This is a genomic window from Thermotoga profunda AZM34c06 (assembly GCF_000828675.1).
GTDB classification, from domain to species: Bacteria; Thermotogota; Thermotogae; order Thermotogales; family DSM-5069; genus Pseudothermotoga_B; species Pseudothermotoga_B profunda.
Map to the genome: position 1 here is coordinate 2,164,017 of NZ_AP014510.1, position 23,596 is coordinate 2,187,612.

At 40.3% G+C, this 23,596-nt stretch carries 25 protein-coding genes, 2 tRNA genes and 1 rRNA gene; 7 read left to right on the forward strand and 21 right to left on the reverse strand.

Annotation, left to right across the window (positions count from 1 at the left end; translation table 11 throughout):
• From TSP02S_RS10530 to TSP02S_RS10565, 8 genes are all read right to left on the reverse strand, one after another.
• Positions 1-76 (reverse strand) — tRNA-Ala (locus tag TSP02S_RS10530).
• Positions 77-81: 5 nt separating this feature from the next.
• Positions 82-158: transfer RNA gene (locus TSP02S_RS10535), tRNA-Ile, on the reverse strand.
• Positions 159-205: 47 nt separating this feature from the next.
• A 16S ribosomal RNA gene (locus tag TSP02S_RS10540) occupies positions 206-1,753 on the reverse strand.
• 232 nt (positions 1,754-1,985) lie between these two features.
• On the reverse strand, positions 1,986-2,690 hold the full coding sequence (locus TSP02S_RS10545) for an ABC transporter ATP-binding protein (protein WP_082026048.1): 705 nt from the start codon (positions 2,688-2,690) through the stop codon (positions 1,986-1,988).
• Positions 2,677-3,453, reverse strand: a complete 777-nt coding sequence (locus TSP02S_RS10550; protein WP_041083902.1) for an ABC transporter ATP-binding protein — start codon at positions 3,451-3,453, stop codon at positions 2,677-2,679. Before TSP02S_RS10550 ends, TSP02S_RS10545 begins: the two co-directional genes overlap by 14 nt.
• Positions 3,454-3,456: 3 nt before the next feature.
• Positions 3,457-4,506 carry a branched-chain amino acid ABC transporter permease gene (locus tag TSP02S_RS10555; RefSeq protein WP_041083904.1) on the reverse strand — a complete coding sequence of 350 codons (1,050 nt, stop codon included), beginning with the start codon at positions 4,504-4,506 and terminating at the stop codon, positions 3,457-3,459.
• An 11-nt stretch (positions 4,507-4,517) separates the two neighbouring features.
• Positions 4,518-5,396 (reverse strand): branched-chain amino acid ABC transporter permease, encoded by an 879-nt coding sequence (locus TSP02S_RS10560; protein ID WP_041083906.1) that lies wholly within the window; start codon positions 5,394-5,396, stop codon positions 4,518-4,520.
• A 45-nt stretch (positions 5,397-5,441) separates the two neighbouring features.
• Positions 5,442-6,560 (reverse strand): ABC transporter substrate-binding protein, encoded by a 1,119-nt coding sequence (locus tag TSP02S_RS10565; protein WP_041083907.1) that lies wholly within the window; start codon positions 6,558-6,560, stop codon positions 5,442-5,444.
• 168 nt (positions 6,561-6,728) lie between these two features.
• Between TSP02S_RS10565 and TSP02S_RS10570 the strand changes: the two genes are divergently transcribed.
• The 6 genes from TSP02S_RS10570 to ltaE all read left to right on the forward strand — a co-directional run bounded on the left by TSP02S_RS10570 (position 6,729) and on the right by ltaE (position 11,750).
• Positions 6,729-7,586 carry an aldo/keto reductase gene (locus TSP02S_RS10570; RefSeq protein ID WP_171816346.1) on the forward strand — a complete coding sequence of 286 codons (858 nt, stop codon included), beginning with the start codon at positions 6,729-6,731 and terminating at the stop codon, positions 7,584-7,586.
• A gap of 134 nt (positions 7,587-7,720) precedes the next feature.
• Positions 7,721-9,559 carry an alpha/beta hydrolase-fold protein gene (locus TSP02S_RS10950; protein WP_232503716.1) on the forward strand — a complete coding sequence of 613 codons (1,839 nt, stop codon included), beginning with the start codon at positions 7,721-7,723 and terminating at the stop codon, positions 9,557-9,559.
• 19 nt (positions 9,560-9,578) lie between these two features.
• Positions 9,579-10,109: a flavodoxin gene (locus TSP02S_RS10580; protein WP_041083909.1), complete on the forward strand. Its 531-nt coding sequence runs from the start codon at positions 9,579-9,581 to the stop codon at positions 10,107-10,109.
• A gap of 77 nt (positions 10,110-10,186) precedes the next feature.
• Positions 10,187-10,285, forward strand: coding sequence for a MerR family DNA-binding transcriptional regulator (locus TSP02S_RS11245; protein ID WP_198407754.1), 99 nt, complete (start codon positions 10,187-10,189; stop codon positions 10,283-10,285).
• Complete coding sequence (locus TSP02S_RS11255) at positions 10,260-10,565, forward strand: MerR family transcriptional regulator (RefSeq protein WP_198407755.1); 306 nt, start codon at positions 10,260-10,262, stop codon at positions 10,563-10,565. The genes TSP02S_RS11245 and TSP02S_RS11255 overlap by 26 nt, the downstream gene beginning before the upstream one ends.
• A gap of 156 nt (positions 10,566-10,721) precedes the next feature.
• Positions 10,722-11,750 carry a low-specificity L-threonine aldolase gene (gene ltaE / locus TSP02S_RS10590; protein WP_041084458.1) on the forward strand — a complete coding sequence of 343 codons (1,029 nt, stop codon included), beginning with the start codon at positions 10,722-10,724 and terminating at the stop codon, positions 11,748-11,750.
• A 29-nt stretch (positions 11,751-11,779) separates the two neighbouring features.
• On the opposite strand, the gene rny is transcribed toward ltaE, so the two are convergent.
• From rny to TSP02S_RS10655, 13 genes are read right to left on the reverse strand one after another with little or no spacing between them, the layout of a single operon-like run.
• The gene (rny, locus tag TSP02S_RS10595) at positions 11,780-13,312 is read right to left on the reverse strand and encodes a ribonuclease Y (protein ID WP_041083910.1); all 1,533 of its coding nucleotides are present in this window, start codon (positions 13,310-13,312) and stop codon (positions 11,780-11,782) included.
• Positions 13,309-13,761, reverse strand: coding sequence for a regulatory protein RecX (locus TSP02S_RS10600; RefSeq protein WP_041083912.1), 453 nt, complete (start codon positions 13,759-13,761; stop codon positions 13,309-13,311). The genes rny and TSP02S_RS10600 overlap by 4 nt, the downstream gene beginning before the upstream one ends.
• On the reverse strand, positions 13,742-14,791 hold the full coding sequence (recA, locus tag TSP02S_RS10605; RefSeq protein ID WP_041083914.1) for a recombinase RecA: 1,050 nt from the start codon (positions 14,789-14,791) through the stop codon (positions 13,742-13,744). The genes TSP02S_RS10600 and recA overlap by 20 nt, the downstream gene beginning before the upstream one ends.
• Complete coding sequence (gene thpR, locus TSP02S_RS10610) at positions 14,784-15,347, reverse strand: RNA 2',3'-cyclic phosphodiesterase (RefSeq protein WP_041083916.1); 564 nt, start codon at positions 15,345-15,347, stop codon at positions 14,784-14,786. The genes recA and thpR overlap by 8 nt, the downstream gene beginning before the upstream one ends.
• Before the next feature lie 3 nt (positions 15,348-15,350).
• Complete coding sequence (gene pgsA, locus TSP02S_RS10615; protein ID WP_041083919.1) at positions 15,351-15,869, reverse strand: CDP-diacylglycerol--glycerol-3-phosphate 3-phosphatidyltransferase; 519 nt, start codon at positions 15,867-15,869, stop codon at positions 15,351-15,353.
• Entirely contained in the window at positions 15,866-17,158 is a 1,293-nt protein-coding gene (gene rimO / locus TSP02S_RS10620) for a 30S ribosomal protein S12 methylthiotransferase RimO (protein ID WP_041083921.1), read from the reverse strand. The genes pgsA and rimO overlap by 4 nt, the downstream gene beginning before the upstream one ends.
• Positions 17,079-17,708, reverse strand: a complete 630-nt coding sequence (locus TSP02S_RS10625; RefSeq protein ID WP_041083923.1) for a DUF4416 family protein — start codon at positions 17,706-17,708, stop codon at positions 17,079-17,081. Before TSP02S_RS10625 ends, rimO begins: the two co-directional genes overlap by 80 nt.
• Positions 17,696-18,268: a helix-turn-helix domain-containing protein gene (locus TSP02S_RS10630; RefSeq protein WP_041083925.1), complete on the reverse strand. Its 573-nt coding sequence runs from the start codon at positions 18,266-18,268 to the stop codon at positions 17,696-17,698. Before TSP02S_RS10630 ends, TSP02S_RS10625 begins: the two co-directional genes overlap by 13 nt.
• Positions 18,269-18,292: 24 nt before the next feature.
• Positions 18,293-18,967 carry a deoxynucleoside kinase gene (locus TSP02S_RS10635; RefSeq protein WP_041083927.1) on the reverse strand — a complete coding sequence of 225 codons (675 nt, stop codon included), beginning with the start codon at positions 18,965-18,967 and terminating at the stop codon, positions 18,293-18,295.
• A complete protein-coding gene (locus TSP02S_RS10640; RefSeq protein ID WP_041083929.1) occupies positions 18,960-19,619 on the reverse strand; it encodes a deoxynucleoside kinase in 660 nt (219 codons plus the stop codon). Before TSP02S_RS10640 ends, TSP02S_RS10635 begins: the two co-directional genes overlap by 8 nt.
• Complete coding sequence (locus TSP02S_RS10645) at positions 19,619-20,386, reverse strand: inositol monophosphatase family protein (RefSeq protein ID WP_041083931.1); 768 nt, start codon at positions 20,384-20,386, stop codon at positions 19,619-19,621. Before TSP02S_RS10645 ends, TSP02S_RS10640 begins: the two co-directional genes overlap by 1 nt.
• A complete protein-coding gene (gene uvrB, locus TSP02S_RS10650; protein WP_041083933.1) occupies positions 20,383-22,344 on the reverse strand; it encodes an excinuclease ABC subunit UvrB in 1,962 nt (653 codons plus the stop codon). The genes TSP02S_RS10645 and uvrB overlap by 4 nt, the downstream gene beginning before the upstream one ends.
• A 60-nt stretch (positions 22,345-22,404) precedes the next feature.
• Positions 22,405-23,076, reverse strand: a complete 672-nt coding sequence (locus TSP02S_RS10655; RefSeq protein WP_041083935.1) for a lipid-binding SYLF domain-containing protein — start codon at positions 23,074-23,076, stop codon at positions 22,405-22,407.
• Positions 23,077-23,234: 158 nt separating this feature from the next.
• Here TSP02S_RS10655 and TSP02S_RS10660 point away from each other — a divergent pair, with 158 nt between their 5' ends.
• Positions 23,235-23,417 carry a ferredoxin gene (locus TSP02S_RS10660; RefSeq protein WP_041083937.1) on the forward strand — a complete coding sequence of 61 codons (183 nt, stop codon included), beginning with the start codon at positions 23,235-23,237 and terminating at the stop codon, positions 23,415-23,417.
• The last annotated feature ends 179 nt before the right edge of the window (positions 23,418-23,596 follow it).

Consider the following 23,596-nt stretch of genomic DNA (forward strand, 5'->3'; position numbering starts at 1 on the left):
TGGTGGAGACGAGGGGATTCGAACCCCTGACTTCCTGCTTGCAAAGCAGGCGCTCTCCCAGCTGAGCTACGTCCCCGCCCATGGTGGGCTCGGGAGGAGTCGAACCTCCGACCTCACGCTTATCAGGCGTGCGCTCTCACCAACTGAGCTACGAGCCCTCTCAAGTCATTCAAAGATGGATAGCAGTCCCGACTTCTCTCCCTAGAAAGGAGGTGATCCAGCCGCACCTTCCAGTACGGCTACCTTGTTACGACTTAGCCCCCCTCACCAGATTCACCTTCAACGCCTTCCCTCCCTTTCGGGTTAGGATAAGCGTCTTCAGGTGCCCCCGACTCGGGTGGCTTGACGGGCGGTGTGTGCAAACCCCGGGAACGTATTCACCGCGGCGTGGCTGATCCGCGATTACTAGCGATTCCGGCTTCACGCAGGCGGGTTGCAGCCTGCGATCTGAACTGGGGATGGTTTTAGGGATTAGCTTCTCCTCGCGGAGTAGCAACCCATTGTACCACCCATTGTAGCGCGTGTGTAGCCCAGGGCATAAAGGGCACGAGTACCTGACGTCGTCCCCTCCTTCCTCCGGCTCGTCGCCGGCAGTCCCCTTAGAGTGCCCGGCCGAACCGCTGGCAACTAAGGGCAGGGGTTGCGCTCGTTGCGGGACTTAACCCAACACCTCACGGCACGAGCTGACGACGGCCGTGCACCACCTGTGCAAGCTCCCTTTCCAAAAGGAAAGGGTCCCTTCCCTTTCGGGTTGGTACCACCTGCATGTCAAGCCCTGGTAAGGTTCTTGGCTTAGCATCCAATTAAACCACACGCTCCACCGCTTGTGCGGGGTCCCGCCAATTCCTTTGAGTTTCACCCTTGCGGGCGTACTCCCCAGGCGGCTCACTTAACGCGTTAACTGCAGCACGGAGGAATGACTCCCCCACACCTAGTGAGCATCGTTTACGGCTAGGACTACCCGGGTATCTAATCCGGTTTGCTCCCCTAGCTTTCGGGCCTCAGCGTCGGGCACGGCCCAGGAGACCGGCTTCCCCACCGGCGTTCCTGCTGATATCTACGGATTTCACCCCTACACCAGCAGTTCCATCTCCCTCTACCGGCCCCAAACTCAGTAGTTTCGGGCGCAATTCCACGGTTGAGCCGTGGGATTTCACACCCGACACACTAAGTCGCCTACGCCCCCTTTACGCCCAGTGAATCCGGGTAACGCTCGCCCCCTACGTATTACCGCGGCTGCTGGCACGTAGTTAGCCGGGGCTTTCTCGTGAGGTACCGTCATCGACCTGGCATTTCCTCCAGATCTTATTCGTCCCTCACAACAGGGGTTTACACCCCGAAGGGCTTCGTCCCCCACGCGGCGTCGCTGGATCAGGCTTTCGCCCATTGTCCAAAATTCCCCACTGCTGCCTCCCGTAGGAGTAGGGCCCGTGTCTCAGTGCCCTTGTGGCCGGCCACCCTCTCAGGTCGGCTACCCGTCGTAGGCTTGGTGAGCCATTACCTCACCAACTACCTGATGGGACGCAGGCCCATCCCTCAGCGAAGCAAACGCTCCTTTCATCCAACGGCCGTCGCCATTGGATTATATGGGGCATTAGCTGGAGTTTCCCCCAGTTATTCCCCTCTGAGGGGTAGGTTACCTACGTATTACTCACCCGTGCGCCGCTGGTATCCTTGCGGATACCCGCTCGACTTGCATGTGTTAAGCACGCCGCCAGCGTTCACCCTGAGCCAAGATCAAACCCTCCACAAAACATGTAAGAAGGTTTTGATTCCTGACTTTAGAATTTGCGGGACTGCTATCCATATTTCAATGACCCGAGGACAAAATACCTTGAGCCTTGTTCAGACTCCAATCCTTTTTATTTATTTTCTAAGACCCTTCATCTTTTGCTTGCTCTCTTATGAGCGACCAGGTATCATAGTACCACCTGTCAACAACCATGTCAAGTTACGAAAAAGTTAACTCTTGAGTAAGCCCCACCCTATCCACCCAAGTATGCTTGTTTCACCTTTTCGTTGCCGAGTAATTCTTTACCAGTTCCCTGAAGAACTATCTGTCCTGTCTCAAGAACGTATCCATAATCGGCTATGTTAAGTGCAGCATAGGCATTTTGTTCTATTAGGAGAATTGTCTTACCTTCTTGATGAATCTTGTCGATGACTTGGAAAAGTTCTTCAACTATTATCGGAGCAAGTCCTAAGGATGGTTCATCGAGCATGAGTAAATCTGGTCTACTCATGAGTGCTCTTGCTATTGCGAGCATTTGTTGTTCTCCACCGGAAAGTGTACCACCTTTTTGATTGATTCTCTCTTTGAGTCTTGGAAAGAGTTCAAATACCAATTCCATATCTTGTTTTATACCTTCTTTATCTTTCCTTTGAAATGCACCAACTAAAAGATTTTCTTGGACTGTCAGATTTGGAAAGATTCTTCGACCTTCAGGAACCATAGTGATTTTTTTGGAAACAATCTCATTGGTTGATTTGTTTGTTATTTCTTCACCATCAAACAATATCTTGCCAGATTTTACTTTTACAAGTCCACAGATCGCTTTCAACGTTGTAGTTTTTCCAGCTCCATTCGAACCTATCAGAGTCACAATGGAACCTTTTTCAACTTTGAAAGATATCCCTTTCAATGCCCTTATCGCTCCATAATTTACTTGCAGATCCCTAACTTCGAGCATATGCACCACTTCCCAAATATGCTTTGATTACTTCTGGATTTTTCTGAATTTCGTTAGGAGAGCCACGAGCAATTACACAACCATGATCAAGAACAGTTATCTTTTCGCAGATCCCCATCACTACCTTCATGTCGTGTTCAATCAGTAAGATCGTTAAACCAAATTCATCCTTGATTTTTCTTATGAATTTCATCAACTCAAGAGTTTCCTCTGGGTTCATGCCTGCGGCGGGTTCATCGAGCAACAGTACCTTTGGTTTTGTGGCGAGCGCTCTTGCTATTTCAAGTTTTCTCTGATATCCATATGGAAGTGAGCTCGCTTTTTCATTCCTCAGTTTGTACAATCCAACTGCTTCAAGGAAATTTAACGATTCTTCGGTCATCTCTTTTTCTTCTTTGATGTAATTTGGTAAATCAAAGATAGCAGAAAAAATAGACGATCTCAATCTATAATGACATGCCACGCGTACATTATCAAGAACACTCATTTTTCCGAAGAGCTTTATATTTTGAAAAGTTCTTGCTATACCCAAAGTTGCCGTCTCATGTGGTTTTTTCTTAGTAATGTCTTGATCCATGAATAATATCTTCCCCGAGTCTGCGGGATAGACACCCGTTATTATATTGAAAATAGTTGTCTTACCGGCTCCATTGGGTCCTATGAGACCAGAGAGTTCACCCTGCTCGAGTTCCAGAGAGACATTGTTCACAGCTATCAATCCGCCGAATTTTTTGGTCACCTTGTCAAGTTTTAAGAGAGCCACGATTCACTCTCCTTCCTTCGAATGACCCTTTTTGAAAATGGAAAGAACACCTTCCCATGAAAATTCTCTATCGCCGAGTATTCCATGCCTAAAAAAGAGTACAGCGATCATGAGTATGATAGAGAAAATCAACATTCTCATACCAGAGATACCAGGAATAGTAATACCAAAGATCTTCATTGGTGTTTCGACAATCCTCAGCCATTCCATCAAGAACGCAATCAAAACTCCTGAAATTACTGTTCCTGTTATACTTCCAAGCCCTCCAAGTAAAACTATAAGGACTATCTGAAAAGTGAGCATTATATTAAAGGCATTTGGATCGATTGTCATAACTAAACTCCCAAGTAATCCCCCAGCTATTCCCGCAAAGAAAGCCCCAACCACAAAGGCAAGAGTTTTATGACGAAAGAGATTCACACCCATCGCTTCTGCAGCCTCTTCGTTATCTCTAATCGCTTTTAATGCCCTTCCGTAACTTGAATCAATCAATCTTTTTATGAAAAATATGGTGAATACCGCCCAACCCCAGCTCCACCAAAGGTTCGTATATGTAGGTAACCCCTTCAAACCCAGGGGTCCATTAGTTATACTTTGCAAGTTATTGAACAATACTCTTATTATTTCAGAAAAACCATAAGTGACTATTGCAAGATAGTCACCCTTGACTCTCATACATGGCGCTCCAACGAGAAAACCAGCACATGCAGCGAGTAATCCTCCTATGAGTAATGCTGGGAAAAATGGTATTTGAATTTGATTCAATGGCCATATCAATGGTTTTATGAAAAAATTCATCGCCTTCAATTCTGGTGTCATATAAAGTAAAGCAGATGTGTAAGCACCTATGGCCATAAATCCAGCGTGACCCAAAGAAAATTGTCCAGTGAATCCATTTATGAGGTTAAGACTTACTCCAAGAATGACATATATCGCGGCTACGTTCATAATTCTTACAATGTATGCATCAAAATTTGTTTGTGCATAGTGAATAAACAAGAAAAACAGAACAAGCAAAGATATCGTGAACCAAAATGATCGTTTCTTGTACACACATATACCTCCTATGCCTCACCAAATAAACCAGTTGGTTTAAATAGAAGTACAAAAACCAACACGATGAAAATAAATGCATCACGATACCCTGCCAGATCTGGAAGGAATGCAACAAGCATTATAGAAATCATCCCAATTAGAAAGCCTCCTGTCATAGCTCCTTTGATACTACCAACTCCTCCTATTATCGCCGCTGTGAAGGCACGCCATCCAGGGAAAACACCCATGAACGGCCATATTTGCGGATAACGTAAAGCCCAGAATATAGCACTTATCGCTGCCAGGCTCGAGCCAATTGCAAATGTGAAAGTAATGGTTTTGTCTACGTTTATTCCCATTAGTCTTGCTGTATCAAAATCATGTGAAAGTGCCCTCATTGCAAGTCCCATTTTAGTTTTATACACAAGATAATTCAGAAACAAGAGTACAGCTATTGAAACAACGATTGTCACGATAGTTACAAGTTGTATCCTAACTCCTCCGATATTCAAGGTTTTATTCAAAATCTGCGGCTGATAAAACGGTTTTTGCCTACCACCGAAAACAACTGTGGCGAAGTTTTCAAGTAGAAAAGACATACCTATAGCAGAGCACAATGAAGAAATTCTCGGGGCATCTCTCAAAGGTTTATAAGCAACCTTTTCGATTGATATTCCAAGTAATGCTGTGAGAAATATCGCACATAAAAAAGATAACCACCATGGAAATGAAAAGAGTGCTATTCCATAATAGACAAAAAAACAAGCCATCATAAATATATCTCCATGGGCAAAATTCACAAGTTTCACAACACCATAGACTAAGGTATATCCAATTGCAACAAGACCAAAAACAAAACCAAGTGCAACTCCATTTGCCAAGTGTTGTAGAAACAACGTCCAACTCATCAAGGCACCCCCAAGAAATGTGCAGGCTTAAAGCCTGCACATTCTCTATTCCGTTGGTCTTACTGTTGTCACATAGACAAATTTTCCATCTTTCACAACTCTTATAACTGCATCTTTTATGGCATCTCCATTTTGATCTAATGTGATATAACCAGTTGCACCTTCAAAGTTTTTGGTAGCCGCAAGCGCATCTCTTATTGCTTTTGGATCGGGTTTTCCTGCTCTTTTAATTGCGTCTACAACCAACATATAAGCGTCATAACCGAGAGCTGCAAAAGCACTCGGATCTTTGCCATACTTTTCTCTGAACGATTTAATGAACTCTGCTGCCTTAGGTGTAGTCGTGGCTTCTGTATCAAAGTGTGTACTGAAATAACTTCCTTCCACGGCTTTGCCTCCAACTTCGAGAAATTCCGGTGCTTCCCAGGTATCACCACCCAAGAAAATCTGTTTCATTCCAAGCTCACGTGCCTGTTTTATAATGAGAGCAGCTTCACCGTATGCTGCAGCAGGAATAAAGATAACATCTGGATTCTTACTGTTTGCGAAGGTTAACTGTGCAGTGAAATCTTGGTCTCCAGTTTGATAGGAAATCACTCCCAAAACTGATTTGTTGTTTTTAGTCAACTTTTTGAAAGCTTCTTGGAAATAATGTGACAAACCCACAGAATAATCTGAAGCAATATCTTGAATGACAACAGCAGTTTTAGCGCCAAGTTTTTCGACAGCAAATTGTGCCATAACTGTACCCTGGAATGGATCGATGAAACATACTCTGAAAGCAAATGGTTTTCCAAGAGTCACCAGTGGATTTGTTGGAGAGCATCCAACCATAGGCACCCCGAGCTTGTTCGCAACTTCACTTCCAGGTATTGCAACAGCACTTCCATAACTACCTATTATTGCAACAGCTTTGTGATATTCGATCAACCTGGCAACTGCATTAGAAGCCTCTACTTTGTCACTTTTGTTATCAACAAGTACGAGTTCAATAGGTCTTCCCAAAACTTCCTTCACTTGTTCATGTGCAAGATAGACGCCTTCCATGGTCATCTGACCACCCGCAGCGTAAGGACCCGTCATGGGTTCATATACACCTATAACAATGGGTTCAGCAGCAAAAACCACTGATGCAACTAAAAGCAAAGGAATAACCCATCTCATGAAAAACACCCCCTTTACGTGTGAAAAAAATCTCATAATTGTTAATAAATTTACTCAGCCGAGAAACATTATAACATATTTTTACAGAAATTACTTCTTGACTTAGAGCTTACTCTCAGGTTTATTATGGCATTACCAAATACATTTGTGTATATAGGAGGGATCAGCATGCAAAAAGTAGTTTTGAACAACGGCGTTGAAATGCCAATACTGGGCTATGGTGTTTTTCAGATTACCGACCCAACACAATGCGAACAGTGTGTTTATGAAGCCATCGAGGTAGGCTATCGACTGATCGATACGGCAGCATCCTACATGAACGAAGAAGCGGTTGGTAAGGCTATTAAGAGGGCAATCCAGGAAGGAATTGTAAAGAGAGAAGATCTATTCATTACTACAAAGCTATGGATAAAAGACGCAGGTTATGAGTCGACAAAGAAAGCATTTGAAAAATCACTTAAAAGGCTTCGGCTTGACTATATCGATCTTTACTTGATTCATCAACCATTTGGTGATGTTCATTGCACCTGGAAAGCTATGGAGGAGCTCTATCGTGAAGGATTGATTAGAGCAATAGGTGTTAGTAATTTTCATCCAGATCGTTTGATGGATCTAATAGTTCACCATGATATAGTTCCTGCGGTGAACCAGGTTGAGATACATCCATTTTACCACCAAACAAAAAGTGTCGAATTCATGAAGAAATACAATATCCAACCAGAAGCTTGGGCTCCGTTTGCAGAAGGTAGGAACAACATCTTTCAAAATGAGATTTTGACATCAATGGCCAAAAAGTATAATAAAACAGTTGCTCAAGTCATCTTGCGTTGGTTAATTCAAAGAGATATTGTTGCAATCCCGAAAACTGTGCACAGAGAAAGGATGATTGAGAACATTAACATTTTCGATTTTGAGTTGAGTCAAGAGGATATGGAGAAAATTGCAATGCTGGATAAAAATGAAAGTGCATTCTTTTCACATACAGATCCAGAAATCGTCAAATGGATTTGCTCACTCAGAAGATAATTTATTAGCATATCCCAAAGGAAGGTGAGTAGATGAGAAGAATAGTGATTATTATCGAATTGGTATTGATCATAATACTATTTGTTATCAGTGGCAATGCGGAGGGATTTTTGACTGAGGTGACAGAAAAGAATGTGACAATAAGAGAAAATAAGAAAACAATTCAGAATGTCGTGATTCCAAAGATGATTGAAGAAATTCCTAACGATTATTTTAAAGCATCGGAGCAGCCAGGAACATTGATAGATCTATACTACGATACATATGAATCCTTTTCTTATGAGAAAAAATCAAGACCACTTAAAAAACATGCGATTGTATATCTTCCGTATGGTTATAACGAAAATCAGAAATATGACGTATTTTATTTGATGCACGGTGGTTGGGGAGATGAAACAACAATGCTCGGAACTCCGGCTAAACCATCCTCCTTTAAAAATGTCATTGACAATGCAATCGCTGCAGGCGAGATCAACCCACTGATCATAGTATGTCCGACTTATAATAATACAAATGAAAATGGATTGGATTCTGCCAACTTTTCTCTGGCGATGCAACTGACGAGAAATTACCATAAAGAATTATTAAATGATCTTATCCCTGCGGTGGAAGGAACGTATAGCACCTATGCTGCAGGTACATCTAAAGAAGATCTTATCGCTTCCCGTGATCACCGGGGATTCGGTGGATTTTCAATGGGTGCAGTCGCAACTTGGCGAATATTTCAATATGGACTTGATTACTTTCGTTATTTCTTGCCAATGAGTTGTGGAACAACCCTTGATGACGAAAATATCTTTTCTGCAGCTAAATGGCATAACCCTTATGATTATTTTGTTTTTATAATGACAGGGACCAATGATTTTGCATACAGTTATGATAAAGCAAGAATGGAACTCATGAGATCTTCTCCTTATTTTATCGACATTGATGACAGTGTAGATGGTAATTTTGCATTTCGCATTAAACAAGGCTATTCCCATGATATGAGAGCCGCGATGGAATATATCTATAACGGGTTGAAAGCATTTTGGGGTGTTCAAGATGAGATTAAAGGACAATCGGAGAATAATTTGAACTTGAGAAAAAACCAATCTCGAAAAATTTTTACTGCAAATACAAAAATCGAAGATGTAATAAAAGATCCAGCTTTTAAGGATTTTGGTAGATTTCTTTTTCCAACTAACAAAAATTACTATAGTGGAAATACTCTTGGGGAACTTTCACTTATGTGGTATAACAACATTAATCCAAATAAAACAGTGGAAATTGTAAATTACTTGAAAGAAAAGGCTGATTCAGGCGAAACCATTTTCTATGATATCTATTCCAATGAAGAAAAATTACAAGATCCAAGCAAAAAAGACACAGGGTTATTTTTCTTTCGTGGCAAAACAGGATCAAAAACAGCAATTATTTGTGCAGGCGGAGGGTTTGTATATGTTGGCGCAATGCAGGATAGTTTTCCACACGCTCTTGAACTGAGTAAAAAAGGGTATAATGCGTTTGCTTTAATTTATCGTCCTGGTGCACAAACTGGTTGTGAAGATCTTGCAAGGGCAATTGCTTTTTTGTATGAGAATGCTGACGAGCTTGGAATAGATATGAAAGACTATTCTCTATGGGGAGGTTCAGCCGGGGCACGGCTGGTAACATGGCTTGGAAGTTATGGTACAGAAAACTTTGGTGAGAAACAATATCCGCGTCCTGCAGTCGTGATCATGCAATATACTGGTTTGTCTGAAGTAACAGGGAAAGAACCTCCAACATTTGCATGTGTTGGAACAAATGATTGGATTGTACCTTATAAAGTAATGGAAGATAGGATCAATAAGATAAGAAAAAATGGAATTGATGCAGAAATAAAAATCTTTCCCGGACTTTCACACGGATTTGGACTTGGTGAAGGAACTATCGCGGAAGGATGGATCAATGATGCTATTAAATTCTGGGAAAAACACATGAAAAAATAATATTTGGGAGGAATAGAAAATGGCTAATTCTAAAATTCTCATCGCTTATTTTTCTCGCAGGGGAAACAATTATTTCAATGGCAGAATTACTAATTTGTCAATTGGAAATACAGAAATAGTTGCTCAAAAAATACAAAAACTAACAGGTAGTGATCTATTCGAAATCAAAACAGTAAAGCAATATCCAGAAGATTATTATAAAACAACGGAAATGGCAAAAGAAGAAAAAAGGAAAAATGCTAGACCAGAACTTGCAAATAAACTCGAAAATATAAGTTCATATGAAATGATTTTCCTTAGATATCCCAATTGGTGGGGAACAATGCCAATGGCAGTATTTACTTTTTTAGAGTCTTACGATTTTACAGGAAAGACCATTGCTCCATTTTGCACACACGAAGGGAGTGGACTTGGAAGTAGTGAACACGATATAAAGAAATTGTGCCCAAATGCAAATGTATTACCAGGACTAGCTATTAGAGGGAGTAATGTTAACCAAGCTGACAAAGACATTCAAAACTGGTTATCAAAACTTGGTTTATCAACTTAAAAAATGAGGAAAAATTAAAATGGGTAAGAATAGCTGAAATCTAATGTGATCTAAAATCTTTAAAAAGGGGTATATTAATGAAAATAGCTGAGGTTAGTAAAAAATATGGGATTTCGCCGCATACGCTTAGATATTACGAAAAAAATTGGTTTGATACCAAAAACACGAAGATATGAAAATGGAATTAGAAATTACACAGAAGACGATTGTAGATGGATAGAATTTATATTATGCATGAGAAAGGCAGGAGTGGAAATTGAAACTTTGGTTGAATACACGAGGCTTTTGCAGAAGGGTGATGAAACCTTAGAAAGAAGGAGGCAGCTTCTTATATTACAAAGGGACAAGCTGCTTATGCGAGTTGAAGAAATGCAAAAGGCTCTTGATAAGTTGAACCTTAAAATAAAACAGTATGAAGAAATGATTGCTCCGATTGAAAGAAATTTAATAAAATAAGGAAACTATAGAATGTGGTAAAAGACAATATAGATATAGATAGAGATAAATAATAAAAAATATAACGAATTGAGATTTTTATAAACAAAAAGCTTTAATCTTCGAAAGGAGGGAAGAGCACATTTCTCTTTGGGTAGAGTTTTGTGCTCAATTGTGATGAAAATCATAGATATTCGAAGCGATACTGTCACGACTCCAACAGAGAAGATGAGAAAGGCCATGTATGAAGCTGAAGTTGGCGATGATGTTTATCAAGATGATCCAACTGTGAATAAACTTGAGGAATTGGCAGCGGAAATAATTGGTAAACAAGCGGCCCTATTTGTACCTTCGGGAACCTTTGGAAATCAACTAGCTATACTAACTCATACCCTCAGGGGCGACGAGGTAATAGTTCCTTCCTCAAATCACATCTTTGTTCATGAAGTTGGTGCGCCTGCAGTTATATCAAATGTCCAATTACATATTTTAGATGACCCATATGGAATGCCTTCGATAGAAAGGATAGAGAAGGCTATAAGAGATGAAGATATTCATTATCCAAGGACGGGCTTGATTTGTATGGAAAACGCTCATTCAAGCGGGAAGGTTATACCCGTTGATTATCTCAAAAAGGCTTATGAATTAGGGATCAAACATCATATACCAGTTCATTTAGATGGTGCAAGGATATTCAATGCAGCGATAGCTTTGAATATCGATGTAAAACAAATCTCGTCCACGGCAGATTCTGTTATGTTTTGTCTTTCAAAAGGTTTGGCGGCACCTGTTGGCTCGATCTTGGCAGGGTCAAAAGAATTCGTTGAAAAAGCCAGGAAGGGAAGAAAATTGATGGGAGGAGGAATGAGGCAGGTAGGTATATTGGCTGCCGCTGGCATTGTGGCACTCACGGAGATGATTGATAGACTTGTAGAAGATCATGAAAATGCAAAGATGCTTGCCCATCTTTTGAGTGAGCTGCCACATGTTAAAGTTTTTGAAGACCAACTCGATATAAATATGGTTTTTTTCAAGTTTGATCTTATCCCTGCTGAATTTTTCGTAAAAGAAATGCTCAAAAGAGGTATAAAGATAAATCCACCATTTGATGGTGTATATCGTTTTGTAACTCACAAAGATATCTCAAGGCAGGACGTGTATAGAGTTGCTGACGTTTTTGATGAAATAATAAAATCATATACCTGAAGTAAAAAAACGGGGACAGGAGTCCCCGTTCATTTTGCATACGCAACTGAGCGTTTTTCTCTTATTACGACAACTTTCAGAACGCCAGGGTATTCAACTTCTTCTTCAATCTTTTTTGCAATTTCGTAGGCTATCTTATCTGCCTCTGCATCATCTATTTTTTCCGGTTCAACTATTACTCTCACTTCTCTTCCAGCCTGTATCGCATAAGCCTTCTCAACATTTTTGAAGCTCATTGCGATCTTTTCCATTTTAACGAGTCTTCTTATATATGTCTCTAAACTCTCTCTTCTTGCTCCAGGTCTTGCTGCGGAAAGTGCATCGGCTGCTGCAACCAAAACAGATTCTGGACAAATCGGTTCTTGTTCACCATGATGGCTCATTATCATGTTTATGATGTAGTCAGATTCACCATAGCGTTTTGCAATTTCCGCACCTATCTCGGTATGAGATCCCTCTACTTCATGATCAAGTGCTTTACCTATGTCGTGTAGTAAACCACCACGTCTTGTCCTGTCAACATCGAGCCCAAGTTCTTCAGCCATTAATCCAGCAAGTTGAGCGACTTCAATTGAATGATCGAGTACATTTTGACCATAGCTCGTCCTGAATTTCAGTTTTCCTAACAACTTTACAAGCTCAGGATGAAGTCCCGTTACACCCGTGGCAAAGGTTGCCTCTTGTCCCATTTCTTTGATTAATTTCTCGATTTCTTGTTTTGATTTTTCATACATCTCTTCAATTCTTGCCGGATGAATTCTCCCATCAACTACGAGTTTTTCAAGAGTGAGTCTTGCTATTTCGCGCCTTATGGGATTGAAGCTCGATAATACAACAACTTCAGGTGTGTCATCGATGATCAGGTCTACTCCTGTTATCTTCTCGAATGTTCTTATGTTTCTACCTTCTCTTCCGATAATTCTGCCTTTCATATCATCGGATGGCAGACTCACCGTCGACACGGTGATCTCACCCACATACTCAGGCGCATATCTTTGAACGGCTATTGCAATGATTCTCTTTGCTTCTTTTTCAGCTTCTTCTTCATATGTGTCCTTGATTTGTTTGTAAAGGACCGCCAAATCGTGCTCATATTTTTGTCTTGCTTCATCTAAAACTATCGCTCTTGCTTCTTCAACGGTCATACCAGCTAATTTGTTGAATCTCTCATCAAGCTCTTTCTCACGTTGTTCAATCTTTTTCTTCGATGCTTCGAGTTGTACTCTGAGTTGTTCAATCGCCACTTCTTTTTTGTCAACTATTTCTTCACGTTTTGAAATCATTTCCTCACGTTTCAAAAGTCTTTCCTCAAGCGACCTCAGTTCTGATTCTCGTCTCTTTCTCTCGTTCTCGATTTCCTCTTTAATTCTATGAGCTTCTTCCCTTGCCTCGATTATCGCTTTTCTCTTTATCTCTTGAGCTTCTTGTTCGGCTTTCTTTAAAATCGATTCCGCATCCTGCTGAGCCTTTCTATTTTGTCTTTCTATTCGTGATTTACTCAAAAAGTATCCCAAACCCAAGCCAATCAGAGCTGTAGCAACAGAGATTATGGTAGCTATCATTCATTAGCACCTCCTTCTATGTCAAGTACTTGTAGATACTCACTTGAGAATCCCCTTCTGTAAAGGAATTCTCGTATCTTCCCATCTTCAACTTTGTGTAACTGGACAATCCTTTTTAACAAATTGAAAAGATCAACTTCTTTCATAACTTTATTGACAGCGTTATCTATCACCTCTTGTGAAACTCCGAGTTGCTTCAATTTCGCTTTTATTTTGTATGGTCCAAACCCATGTACTGTCAACATGTCGTAGGCAAAAAGATATGCGAATTTCCCGTCATCGATCAAACCAGCCCTCTCGAGACTCTCTATAGTACTTTGTATTATTTGGTCTGAGAAACCTCGCTGAAATAATCTTTCCTTCAACTCATTTTTTGATCTTGCCCTAAATCTGAGCAATTTTTTCGCGTAACCCAAAGCATCTTGCAAATCATTCTTTGTTTCCTTCATTAGGTACCTCCGTCGGTAAATTGTATTTTTGTCTTATCTTCATCTCAATTTCTCTCGCTATTGAAGGATTCTCGACAAAATAGTTCACAACATTTCCTTTCCCTTGTCCGAGTGAATACTCTTTTCCATCATCTGCCACATAGAAAAACCAACTGCCTTTTCTTTGTATGAGTCCCTCGGCAAGGCCTATGTTAAAGAGTTCATTTTCTCTTACAACACCTTTACCATAGATGATGTCAAAATCGGCCTTTTTAAAAGGTGGCGCGACTTTATTTTTGACAACTTTTGCAGTAACGGTATTCCCAACGATATCGTTCCCTTCTTTGATCACCTCACCTCTTCTAACTTCTATTCTCATCGTTGCGTAAAATTTGAGCGCGAGCCCACCGGTTGTGGTCTCAGGGTTACCGAACATAACACCTATCTTCATTCTTATTTGATTTGTGAATATCACAATCGCCTTTGATCTATTGACGTTACCTGCGATCTTTCTCAATGCCTGCGACATGAGCCTTGCTTGAAGACCTACTTGCATATCTCCCATACTTCCTTCAATCTCAACTCTTGGGACCAATGCAGCGACAGAATCAACAACCACAAGATCAACTGCATTACTCCTAACTAATTCATCGACTATCTCCAAAGCCTGTTCGCCATAGTCAGGTTGAGATATCAAGAGTGTTTTCAGATCAACACCCAACGCCTTTGCATAGACAGGATCAAGTGAATGCTCTGCATCAACTATAGCAGCTATACCTCCTCTTCTTTGTACTTCGGCAATTGCATGAAGTGCTATGGTTGTCTTACCACTTGCCTCTGGTCCATAAATCTCTACGATTCTACCCCTGGGATATCCACCAACACCTGTTGCTATATCCAAAGACAATGAACCTGTTGGCACAACTTCAACGGGAGTAACCTGACCCTCTTCACCGAGAATCATTATTGAACCTTTTCCAAAACTGTTTTCAATCTTCTTAATCGCTTTCTCAAGTACCTCAGCTTTTGCTTTTTGCTCTTTTTCACTCATGCTTGATCAATCCTCCTTCAAAACTACATTCATAGATCTGTTTATAAATCGGTCCGGTTGGTGTCAATTGAGATGAATAGATGCTGAAACGATCAACTGCAACAACTATTGGTTCAAAGGTGATATCTTCTATCAAAGCTTGCCATGCATTTGGAAAATCCTTAACCCTACCTATTGTAATATGAGGCGAGAATCTCTCCTCAAAAGAAAAATTGTGTTTCACAAGCTCTGCTTTCATCTCTTCATAAAGCTTCTGCAAACTTTGATTTGATTTCACACCAAGCCATATTACCCTCGGTTGATTCCCTTTGGAGAAATAGCCAAGTTTATCAACTATGTAAGAAAAAGACGGAAAACCTATAACTCTGTGGCACAAATGCTCCGCTACCTCGTCGATTTGATGTCGAGAAACCTCACCAAGAAAGAACAAAGTGAGATGGACATTCTCCTTACTCACCCAATTTGCTTTAAAACCTCTTTTCATCAATTTCTCAATAGATTGTTGTGCTACACTCCGAACGGCATCGTTCACATCAATTGCAATGAATGTTCTCAACTTTCATCCCCCCAGTACTTTTTTATTCTGCAAAACATAGATCAAAGCAGAGATAAAGGTGAAGAAAGCACAAGAATAAATAAAGAGTGCCTCCATGAACTGAATTTTACTGCCAAGAGCATTTTCAAAGAAGATGAAAATGATCAAACCCATCTGCAACACCGTCTTGACCTTTCCCCACACATTTGCCTGAATCACAGTACCGCTGCTGGCTGCCAAGATTCTCACAGCACTTACTACAGTATCCCTTGAAACGATGAGCGCTACTAACCACGCAGGTATTTGGGGTATCAATGCGATCATGACTGAACTCACAAAGACTTTGTCTGCGATCTGATCAAGTACCTTTCCACTTTTGGTAATCTGATTCAATCTTCTGGCAAAAAAACCATCCAGATAATCTGTCAAAGCCCCTATCAAAAATATCAGGAAAGACCATTGCCATTTTTCCAAAATTACCAGGACGAATATTGGAATTGTCAAAACAAGTCGTATCAACGTCAAAGTATTTGGCAGATTCATACCAATACTCCCTCCATGTCATATTCAGTTACGCTGGTTATTTGAACCATGTAATAATCTGGAATTCTAATCTTTCTCGTACTATTGATGAACACATTTCCATCGATCTCGGGGGTGTCAAGGTGACTTCTTCCTACATATTTATTTTTCTGACACTCCTCTATGAGAATCGACAAAGTACGACCAACAAATCTTTCGAGTCTTTCATACGAAATCTGGCTTTGAAAGACTAAGAGCTCCTCATACCTTTCTTGCGAAATATGAGCTGGTACTTTCTCTTTGAGAGAACTTGCCACTGTACCTTCCTCGTCCGAATAAATAAAAGAACCAAGTCTATCAAAACGTGCCTTTTTTAGAAAATTCATGAGTTTTTCAAAATCTTCATCCGTTTCACCCGGGAAACCCACAATAATACTTGTCCTTATTGCCGCATCTTGGTTCATATTCCTTATCTGTTCTATCAATTCAAGCAGCTCAGAGCTGGTCCTTGATCTTCCCATTTTTTTCAGGATCCTATCGCTACCATGCTGAACAGGCATGTCAAAATAAGGTAATACCTTTTCATATGATAAAATTGCTTCAATGACTTTCTCATCAATATGGTCTGGATGCAAATACAAAACTCTGATTCTAAACTCGCCATCCAGGGAATTCAATTTTTTCAAAAGTACATCAAGCGAAGGCTTTCCATACAAATCTATCCCATATGCAGTTGTATCTTGTGCAACCAAAATCACTTCCTTCACACCGTTTTTAACCAGATTATTCACTTCAGCTTCGATGATCTCAATACTTCTACTTTTGAAATCTCCCTTAAAAGAAGGTATGGCACAGAAGGTACAACTTCTATTACACCCGTCGGCGATTTTGACATAGGCAAATGAACCCTTACACGTTCGAGTGGTGTCATCGTAAATTGTCTGGGGTTGAGTTACAAGAAACGGCACCTTTTTCTCAATAGCATCGGCAATTTGAGAAGGAGAAAGTACTCCATACCAGGCATCAACTTCTGGTATTTCTGAACGCAACTGATCGGGATATCTTTGGACAAGACATCCCTTTACACACAAGAAGAAATTATGTTTTTTCTTGTAGTTGACAAAATCCAAGATCTCTTCTATAGATTCTCTCTTTGCCGACTCTATGAACCCACATGTATCTATGATAATTACCTGCGCTTCATCAACGTTTTTTACAATCTGATGTCCTCTACTCTTTAAAATCCCCTCCAGTACGTCGCAGTCGGCTTCGTTCTTCGGACAACCCAATATCTTCAATCCTATTTTCATCGATTCTCTCACCTTTCAAAAATTTTCTCCTTTTGCTCAGATACAATTCACGAACATGCTCAAGTTCTTTCTTATAATCCTCGCTTCTGTAATTTGGGTATGTAAATTCCCAATGCCTGAATTCTCCCGACAGATAGAGCAATGTCACTTCTGCGTAGATACCATTTTTTAAATAAACACGATTCCCCCATGATTTGGTCGAAGCCAGAACAAAATTCGAATGATGAACATAACCCGGGTCCATATTGAATTTTCTTTTTCCTTCCACTGCATACTTTTCTTCCAACCGATTTGTAAATATCTTTACATCAGCCAATAGTGAAGGATGTATCAACCTCTCAAAACTCACAAGTTTACCCTTCAAGTCAGATCCCATCTCACGATCATAATAAGCCGTGTACAAACTGAACGGCAGTTCTTTTGATACATAATCTATTTTTCCAAAGGAAGCTTCTAACTCAGGAAAAAGTTCGGATACCCAGTATTCGAGGTGTTGTGAAAAGATAAAGATCACCAGATTCACTGGTTCCACTCTTTTTATTTCTCCCACACAACCACCTCGAAATTCTCAACACGAATCTTCCATTCCTTTCCGGTCGATAAAACTGAACAGACACCGACATTCCCACTGATTCTGTAACGCTGACCGACTTGTAGATCAACCCTTTCTCCTGGTGCAAGTGGCATCTCGTTGAAATAGATCGGACGATTGGACTGGTTCACAAGTTGAACCTTTGGAGATCTAAGTACTGTAAAAAACTTCCATGCCGAATATGTAAAAAAGATCACAGATGCAGCAAAGATGACCAAAAGTAGAAGAGATATCAAATTGCCATTTGTAACGATCTTTTTGTTTTTTTCTCGAGTTTCAATCGGTTTAGGTTCAAACTGACCCAGCAACTCCACTGGATCCAAACCCAAGAATTCTGCACAGCTTTTTATATAATACTTCACATAGAATGGTGCATCTACCCTGTCAAACTGTCCCTCTTCGATTAATCTGATCTTCCACTCGGGAATTCCTATTTTTTGAGCAAGCTCATCTATACTCATTTGTTTGGACTCTCTTGCTTGTCTCAGAGCTTCTCCTATTTTCACCCATTTTTCCATAAAGATCACACCTTGTTAAAGAATCTACACATTATTATACCAGTTTACCTCATACTTCAGACCGCTTTCATCAAGGAAATGTACACCACGGGAATTAAGACATCTATCAATAGCATCGAGTACGAGAGATTTGTGTGATTGCTTCTCTACAAAATCTATTTGATCTCCATCGATAACCAATACGTTGCCGTTTGATCCATCTAAGAAGGTTCTATCATAGAAATAACATAGTTGTTCCCAATAAGATCTTTCCACACCGATCTCGTAATTTCTCCCTCTTTTTTCAATTCGTCGAAGAGCCGTTTGAACGGAACATTTTATGTAAACAAGCAATCTTGGGGAAGGTGATATTTCAGACATTGTTTTGTAAAAGTTTTCATAAACAGAATACTCGATAGATTGTAAGAAACCAAGTTTTTTCTGCATTTTCACAAAAACAAAATCTCCTGCCATCGAACGGTCCATCACGGCATTTTCAGTTTGATTTGCTTGCTTGATTTGTAAAAAGCGCTTGTGCAGGAAATAGAGTTCCATAGTTAAGCACCATCTGTACTTATCTTGGTAATATCTCTCAAGAATTCTATCTGCTAACTCATCACTCATTTCATAAAATCCATTCATTGCTCTCTCTCTTTCCAAGATTTCCACCAAAGTTGTTTTACCTGCGCCAACAGTCCCTTCCACAACGATTTCAAGCACTTGCTACACTCCTTTTTAAGGATTTACCATCGTATCGATAGACATATTTTTTGGGATCTTTTAGAATTTGTTGAATCACCAAATCAATTTGCCCAAAATTTTCATCTAACAGATCTGTGTCTACTATCAACAAAGTTGAAAGATTATAATGCGAGAAAAAATCTTCGTATTCTTGATTTAGAGTCTCCCAATATCCTTCATCGATTTGAAGTTCCCAGAGTCTGCCTCTTTTCTTAATCCTGTCAATAGCTGTTTTTGTTGAACATTTGAGATAGATCATCAACTCTGGTGGTGAAGATAAACTAACCAACTGATCGTGCAACTCTTCATATATTAAATATTCTATTTCTGTCATTTCACCTCTTTTGAGTAACACTCTTGGAAAGATGTGATCGCAGAAGATTGAGCGATCCATTATTACATCTATCTTTTCACATCCAAGCTTCATTTGTTGAAATCTTTTGGTCAAGAAATAAATTTGCAATTGAAATCCCCATTTTATTGGGTCAGCATAGAATCTTTCCAGTATCTGTACCAATTTTTGATCTGTCAACTCATAAAGAGGTTCTAACATCAATCTTTTTGTCAAACAATTTATGAACGTTGTTTTACCTGCACCAACCGTCCCTTCAACGATAATCTTTGGTCTCATCACTTGATCTCTCTCAATATCTTTCTCAGTTTTTCATGGATCGAAGGAATGGCTGCCACAATTTCTCCTGATTCGAGATCATAATCTTTTTCTAAGCCTGTGACGATAACACCGGCTTCTCTTGCGATCAAAACACCCCCCGCTGTATCCCACGGTTTGAGACCAACTTCCCAGTAGCCGTCGAGTTTACCACAAGCAAGATAGCACAATTCAGCCGCAGATGAACCAAGTATCCTGATTTCCTGAGTAATTTTGGTAAGCCTTTCGATACTCTTGAGTGTCCAATCAAACAATGACTCATCGTATGGCCAACCTGTTACAAGAAATGATTTCTCCAACGATGATCTGTTCTTGTTAACGATTTGAGTGCCATTCAAAAAGGCACCAGAACCCTTCTTGGCATAGAACATTTCATCTGTCATTGGTAGATATACAGCCGCTTCCGTTATCTCACCATAATCTATTCTTGCAATACTGACTGCAAAATACGGAAGTGAGTGAACATAATTCAATGTACCATCGATCGGATCAACCACAAAAATACATTCGGCGTTTGGTATTTTCGTACCACCATCGCCCTCTTCAAGAACAAACCTTGCTTCGGGAAGATGTTCCAAAATGGTATCAACGATGATCTTTTGACACGTTACATCGACCTCGGTAACTACATCCGACACCCTGGTCTTTACGTTGATGACATGTTCTTTCTCAAACTTTTCTTTTGCAAAAATACCTGCCTTTTTTGCTGCTTCACAGATCAATTTCATTTTTTCAACTCCTCTCTCAACTTAAAAATCTCGTCCCTCAACTTTGCCGCATCTTCATATCGAAGTTCACTCGCTGCTCTGTACATCTCTTCCTCAAGAAGAGCCACATACTCCTCTTTTGTGAGATTTTTGGCAAACTCAGTATAATCAATCTGTTGAGGTTGCTCCATGTATTTTTCGAATATCTCTATTTGAAGTGGTTTGACTATTGTTCTTGGTATTATACCGTGTTTTTCATTGTACTCGATCTGTATCCTCCTTCTTCGATTTGTCTCTTCAATAGCTCTCTGCATTGCCGGGGTCACTCTGTCTGCATACATGAGTACTTTACCATTCAAATTTCTGGCAACTCTTCCTATAATTTGAATCAATGTGGTTTCAGATCTTAGAAATCCTTCTTTATCAGAATCGAGTATGGCAACCATGGACACCTCAGGAAGATCAAGACCTTCTCTGAGCAAATTTATACCAACAACTACATCCACATCACCACGTCGGAGTTTCTTGAGCACCTCGATTCTTTGAATTGCATCGAGCTCCGAATGAATGTAAAGTGATCTTATGCCAAGTTCAGTGAGATATTCACTCAGTCTTTCGGCAGTTTTCTTGGTGAGAACAGTCACGAGCGCTCTTTCCTTGCGTTCAACGATCCTGCGTATTTCGTTCACAAGATCATCGACCTGGTATTTGGTTGGCCTTACTTCCACTTCGGGGTCAACAAGTCCTGTAGGTCGAATTATTTGTTCAACGATTTGTTCACTCACTTGGTATTCAAAAGGACCTGGTGTTGCCGAAACAAATATCACCTGTGGAACTTTTTTCAAAAATTCCTCAAAGGTTAAAGGTCTGTTGTCAAAGGCAGATGGCAATCTAAAGCCGTAATCTACAAGATTCTTTTTTCTTGAATAATCACCTCTCCACATTGCCCTCAATTGTGGTACAGCGATATGAGATTCATCAATGAAAACGATCAGATCTTTATCAAAATAATCCAACAACGTATAAGGAGGCTCTCCTGGTGCTCTTCCATCGAAGTGTCTCGAATAATTTTCGATACCCGGGCAAAAACCAAGAGCTGACAGTAATTCTATATCGTGCATCGTTCTTTGTTCAAGTCTTTGGGCTTCTAAAAGCTTTCCTTGATTTTTCAATTCATTCAACCTCTGTTCAAGCTCGATTTTTATTGACTGAATAGCCCTTTGAAGTTTTTCCTCCGTTGTTATAAATTCTATAGCAGGATAGATAGTCGATTTTGAAAAATTCTCTATACAAGATCTATTTAATTTGTCAAAAGATTCTATTTTCTCTATCGTTGAGCCAAAAAATTCAACTCTTACACCTTCATCCTGATATGTTGGATAGATCTCCATTACATCTCCACTGAGTCTGAAACAGCCTTTAACGGTTATCTCGCTACTGCGCGTGTATCCTATTCTCGCGAGTTGTTGAGCAATTAAATGTGGTGATATTTTCTGACCGACATGAAGTTGGATGTTCATCTTATCGAAATCAACTGGATCACCGGAGGCATATATACTTGAAACACTTGCAACCACTACTACATCACGTCTGGTTCGAACAGATTTTAATGTCGACATTCTCATTCGCACAAGGACGTCGTTTATGTCTGCGTTCTTTTCTATATAAAGATCTCTGGTAGGTATATAGGCTTCTGGTTGGTAATAATCGTAGTAACTGATGAAATACTCGACTTTGTTTTCTGGGAAAAATCCTTTGAACTCACCATAGAGTTGCGCAGCAAGAGTCTTATTGGGGGAAATAACAAGGGCTGGTTTGTTCAAGGATGATATAACATTCGCCATCGTGAAAGTTTTACCACTACCAGTTACACCAACCAGTGTCTGAAATCTGTATCCTTTTTTAGTGCCATTGACAAGTCTTTCTATAGCCTGCGGTTGGTCTCCAGTTGGTTGATACTCACTAACGAGCTTGAACACACCAGTGCCCCCAACAAGATTAATATGGATTTCAAAAAAAGATGCTCGAAGACAAAAGATTTAGATACTTGGCTGTAAGTATATCAGACTATTCAGATAATTAACCAAATCGATGGCCTCTTTCGTCTTTGGTTCAGTTTTTAGAAGATCAGATGCCACAACTGATGAACCATAGAATTGCTTGTTTGCTTCGTCATCCACTTGAACAATAGAGCCTTGTAATGAGAGTCCGGCAAAGAAACCCTTGCTGACCGAATATGAATAAATAGATGCCTGGAGCTTGTAGTCTGTGTCAGCCGATAGGGATCTACCTAATGGGCCTGCCGCAACGCTGACATTACCTCCAAGTGTTACATTGCTTGACGTAAAACTTTTTACAGCGTCTTCGTTCATCAACACAAGTACCAGTCCAACATTCTGCACACCGATCTGAGCCCCAAGGCTAAGACCGCTCAATTTTACAAATAATGGTCCTAACCATTTCCCAGATGTCACATCCCTCTTGAAGACTACACCTTCTCCGTATTGGCCACCAATCACAAGACCAACTTTGATCAGAGAAGGATAAATGGCAATACCTTCAGATTGGCGAAGGAGTTCAACGAAAGCACCTGCATCTGGTATATTAGAAAGTTCTTTGACAATTGACAAGGCATCTGTTAATCTTTCCGTTGGCGTTGCAGCAAAGACAAATGGTGGAACTAAGAGTAGAACTAAGATGATTTTTTTCATTTTTGCACCTCCCGTGTTTTTATTTTATCACGTCCTTACAATTTCATGGATTGAATGAAAAAATTTCACATATAAATATACTAACCCGAAGTATTCGGTTTATTTGTCAGTGTATAATACTTTTGGGTTGTGTCCCAACATTCAGAGGAGGTGTACAGATGAAAGTCAGAGTTGATGAAGCAACATGCATTGGCTGTGGAGTTTGTGAGAGTCTCTGCCCTGAGGTTTTCAAGCTTGCTGATGATGGTAAAGCAAAGGTTCTCCAACCCGAGACTGAATTAGATTGCGCTAAAGATGCAGCTGACAGTTGTCCAACAGGTGCAATCAGTGTTGAAGAGTGAAAAAAGAGGCGGATGACCGCCTCTTTTTCCCATCTTATCTGAAAATCCTCATCGAATAGGAAAGTTCTTAGAAGATAAACAATTCTGTTCCTTGAAGTTACCCTTTGATTGGTTCATAATAATACAGGTACCTACCTAATATCATCAACGCGATTTAATTTCGTGGGGAGCATATCTTT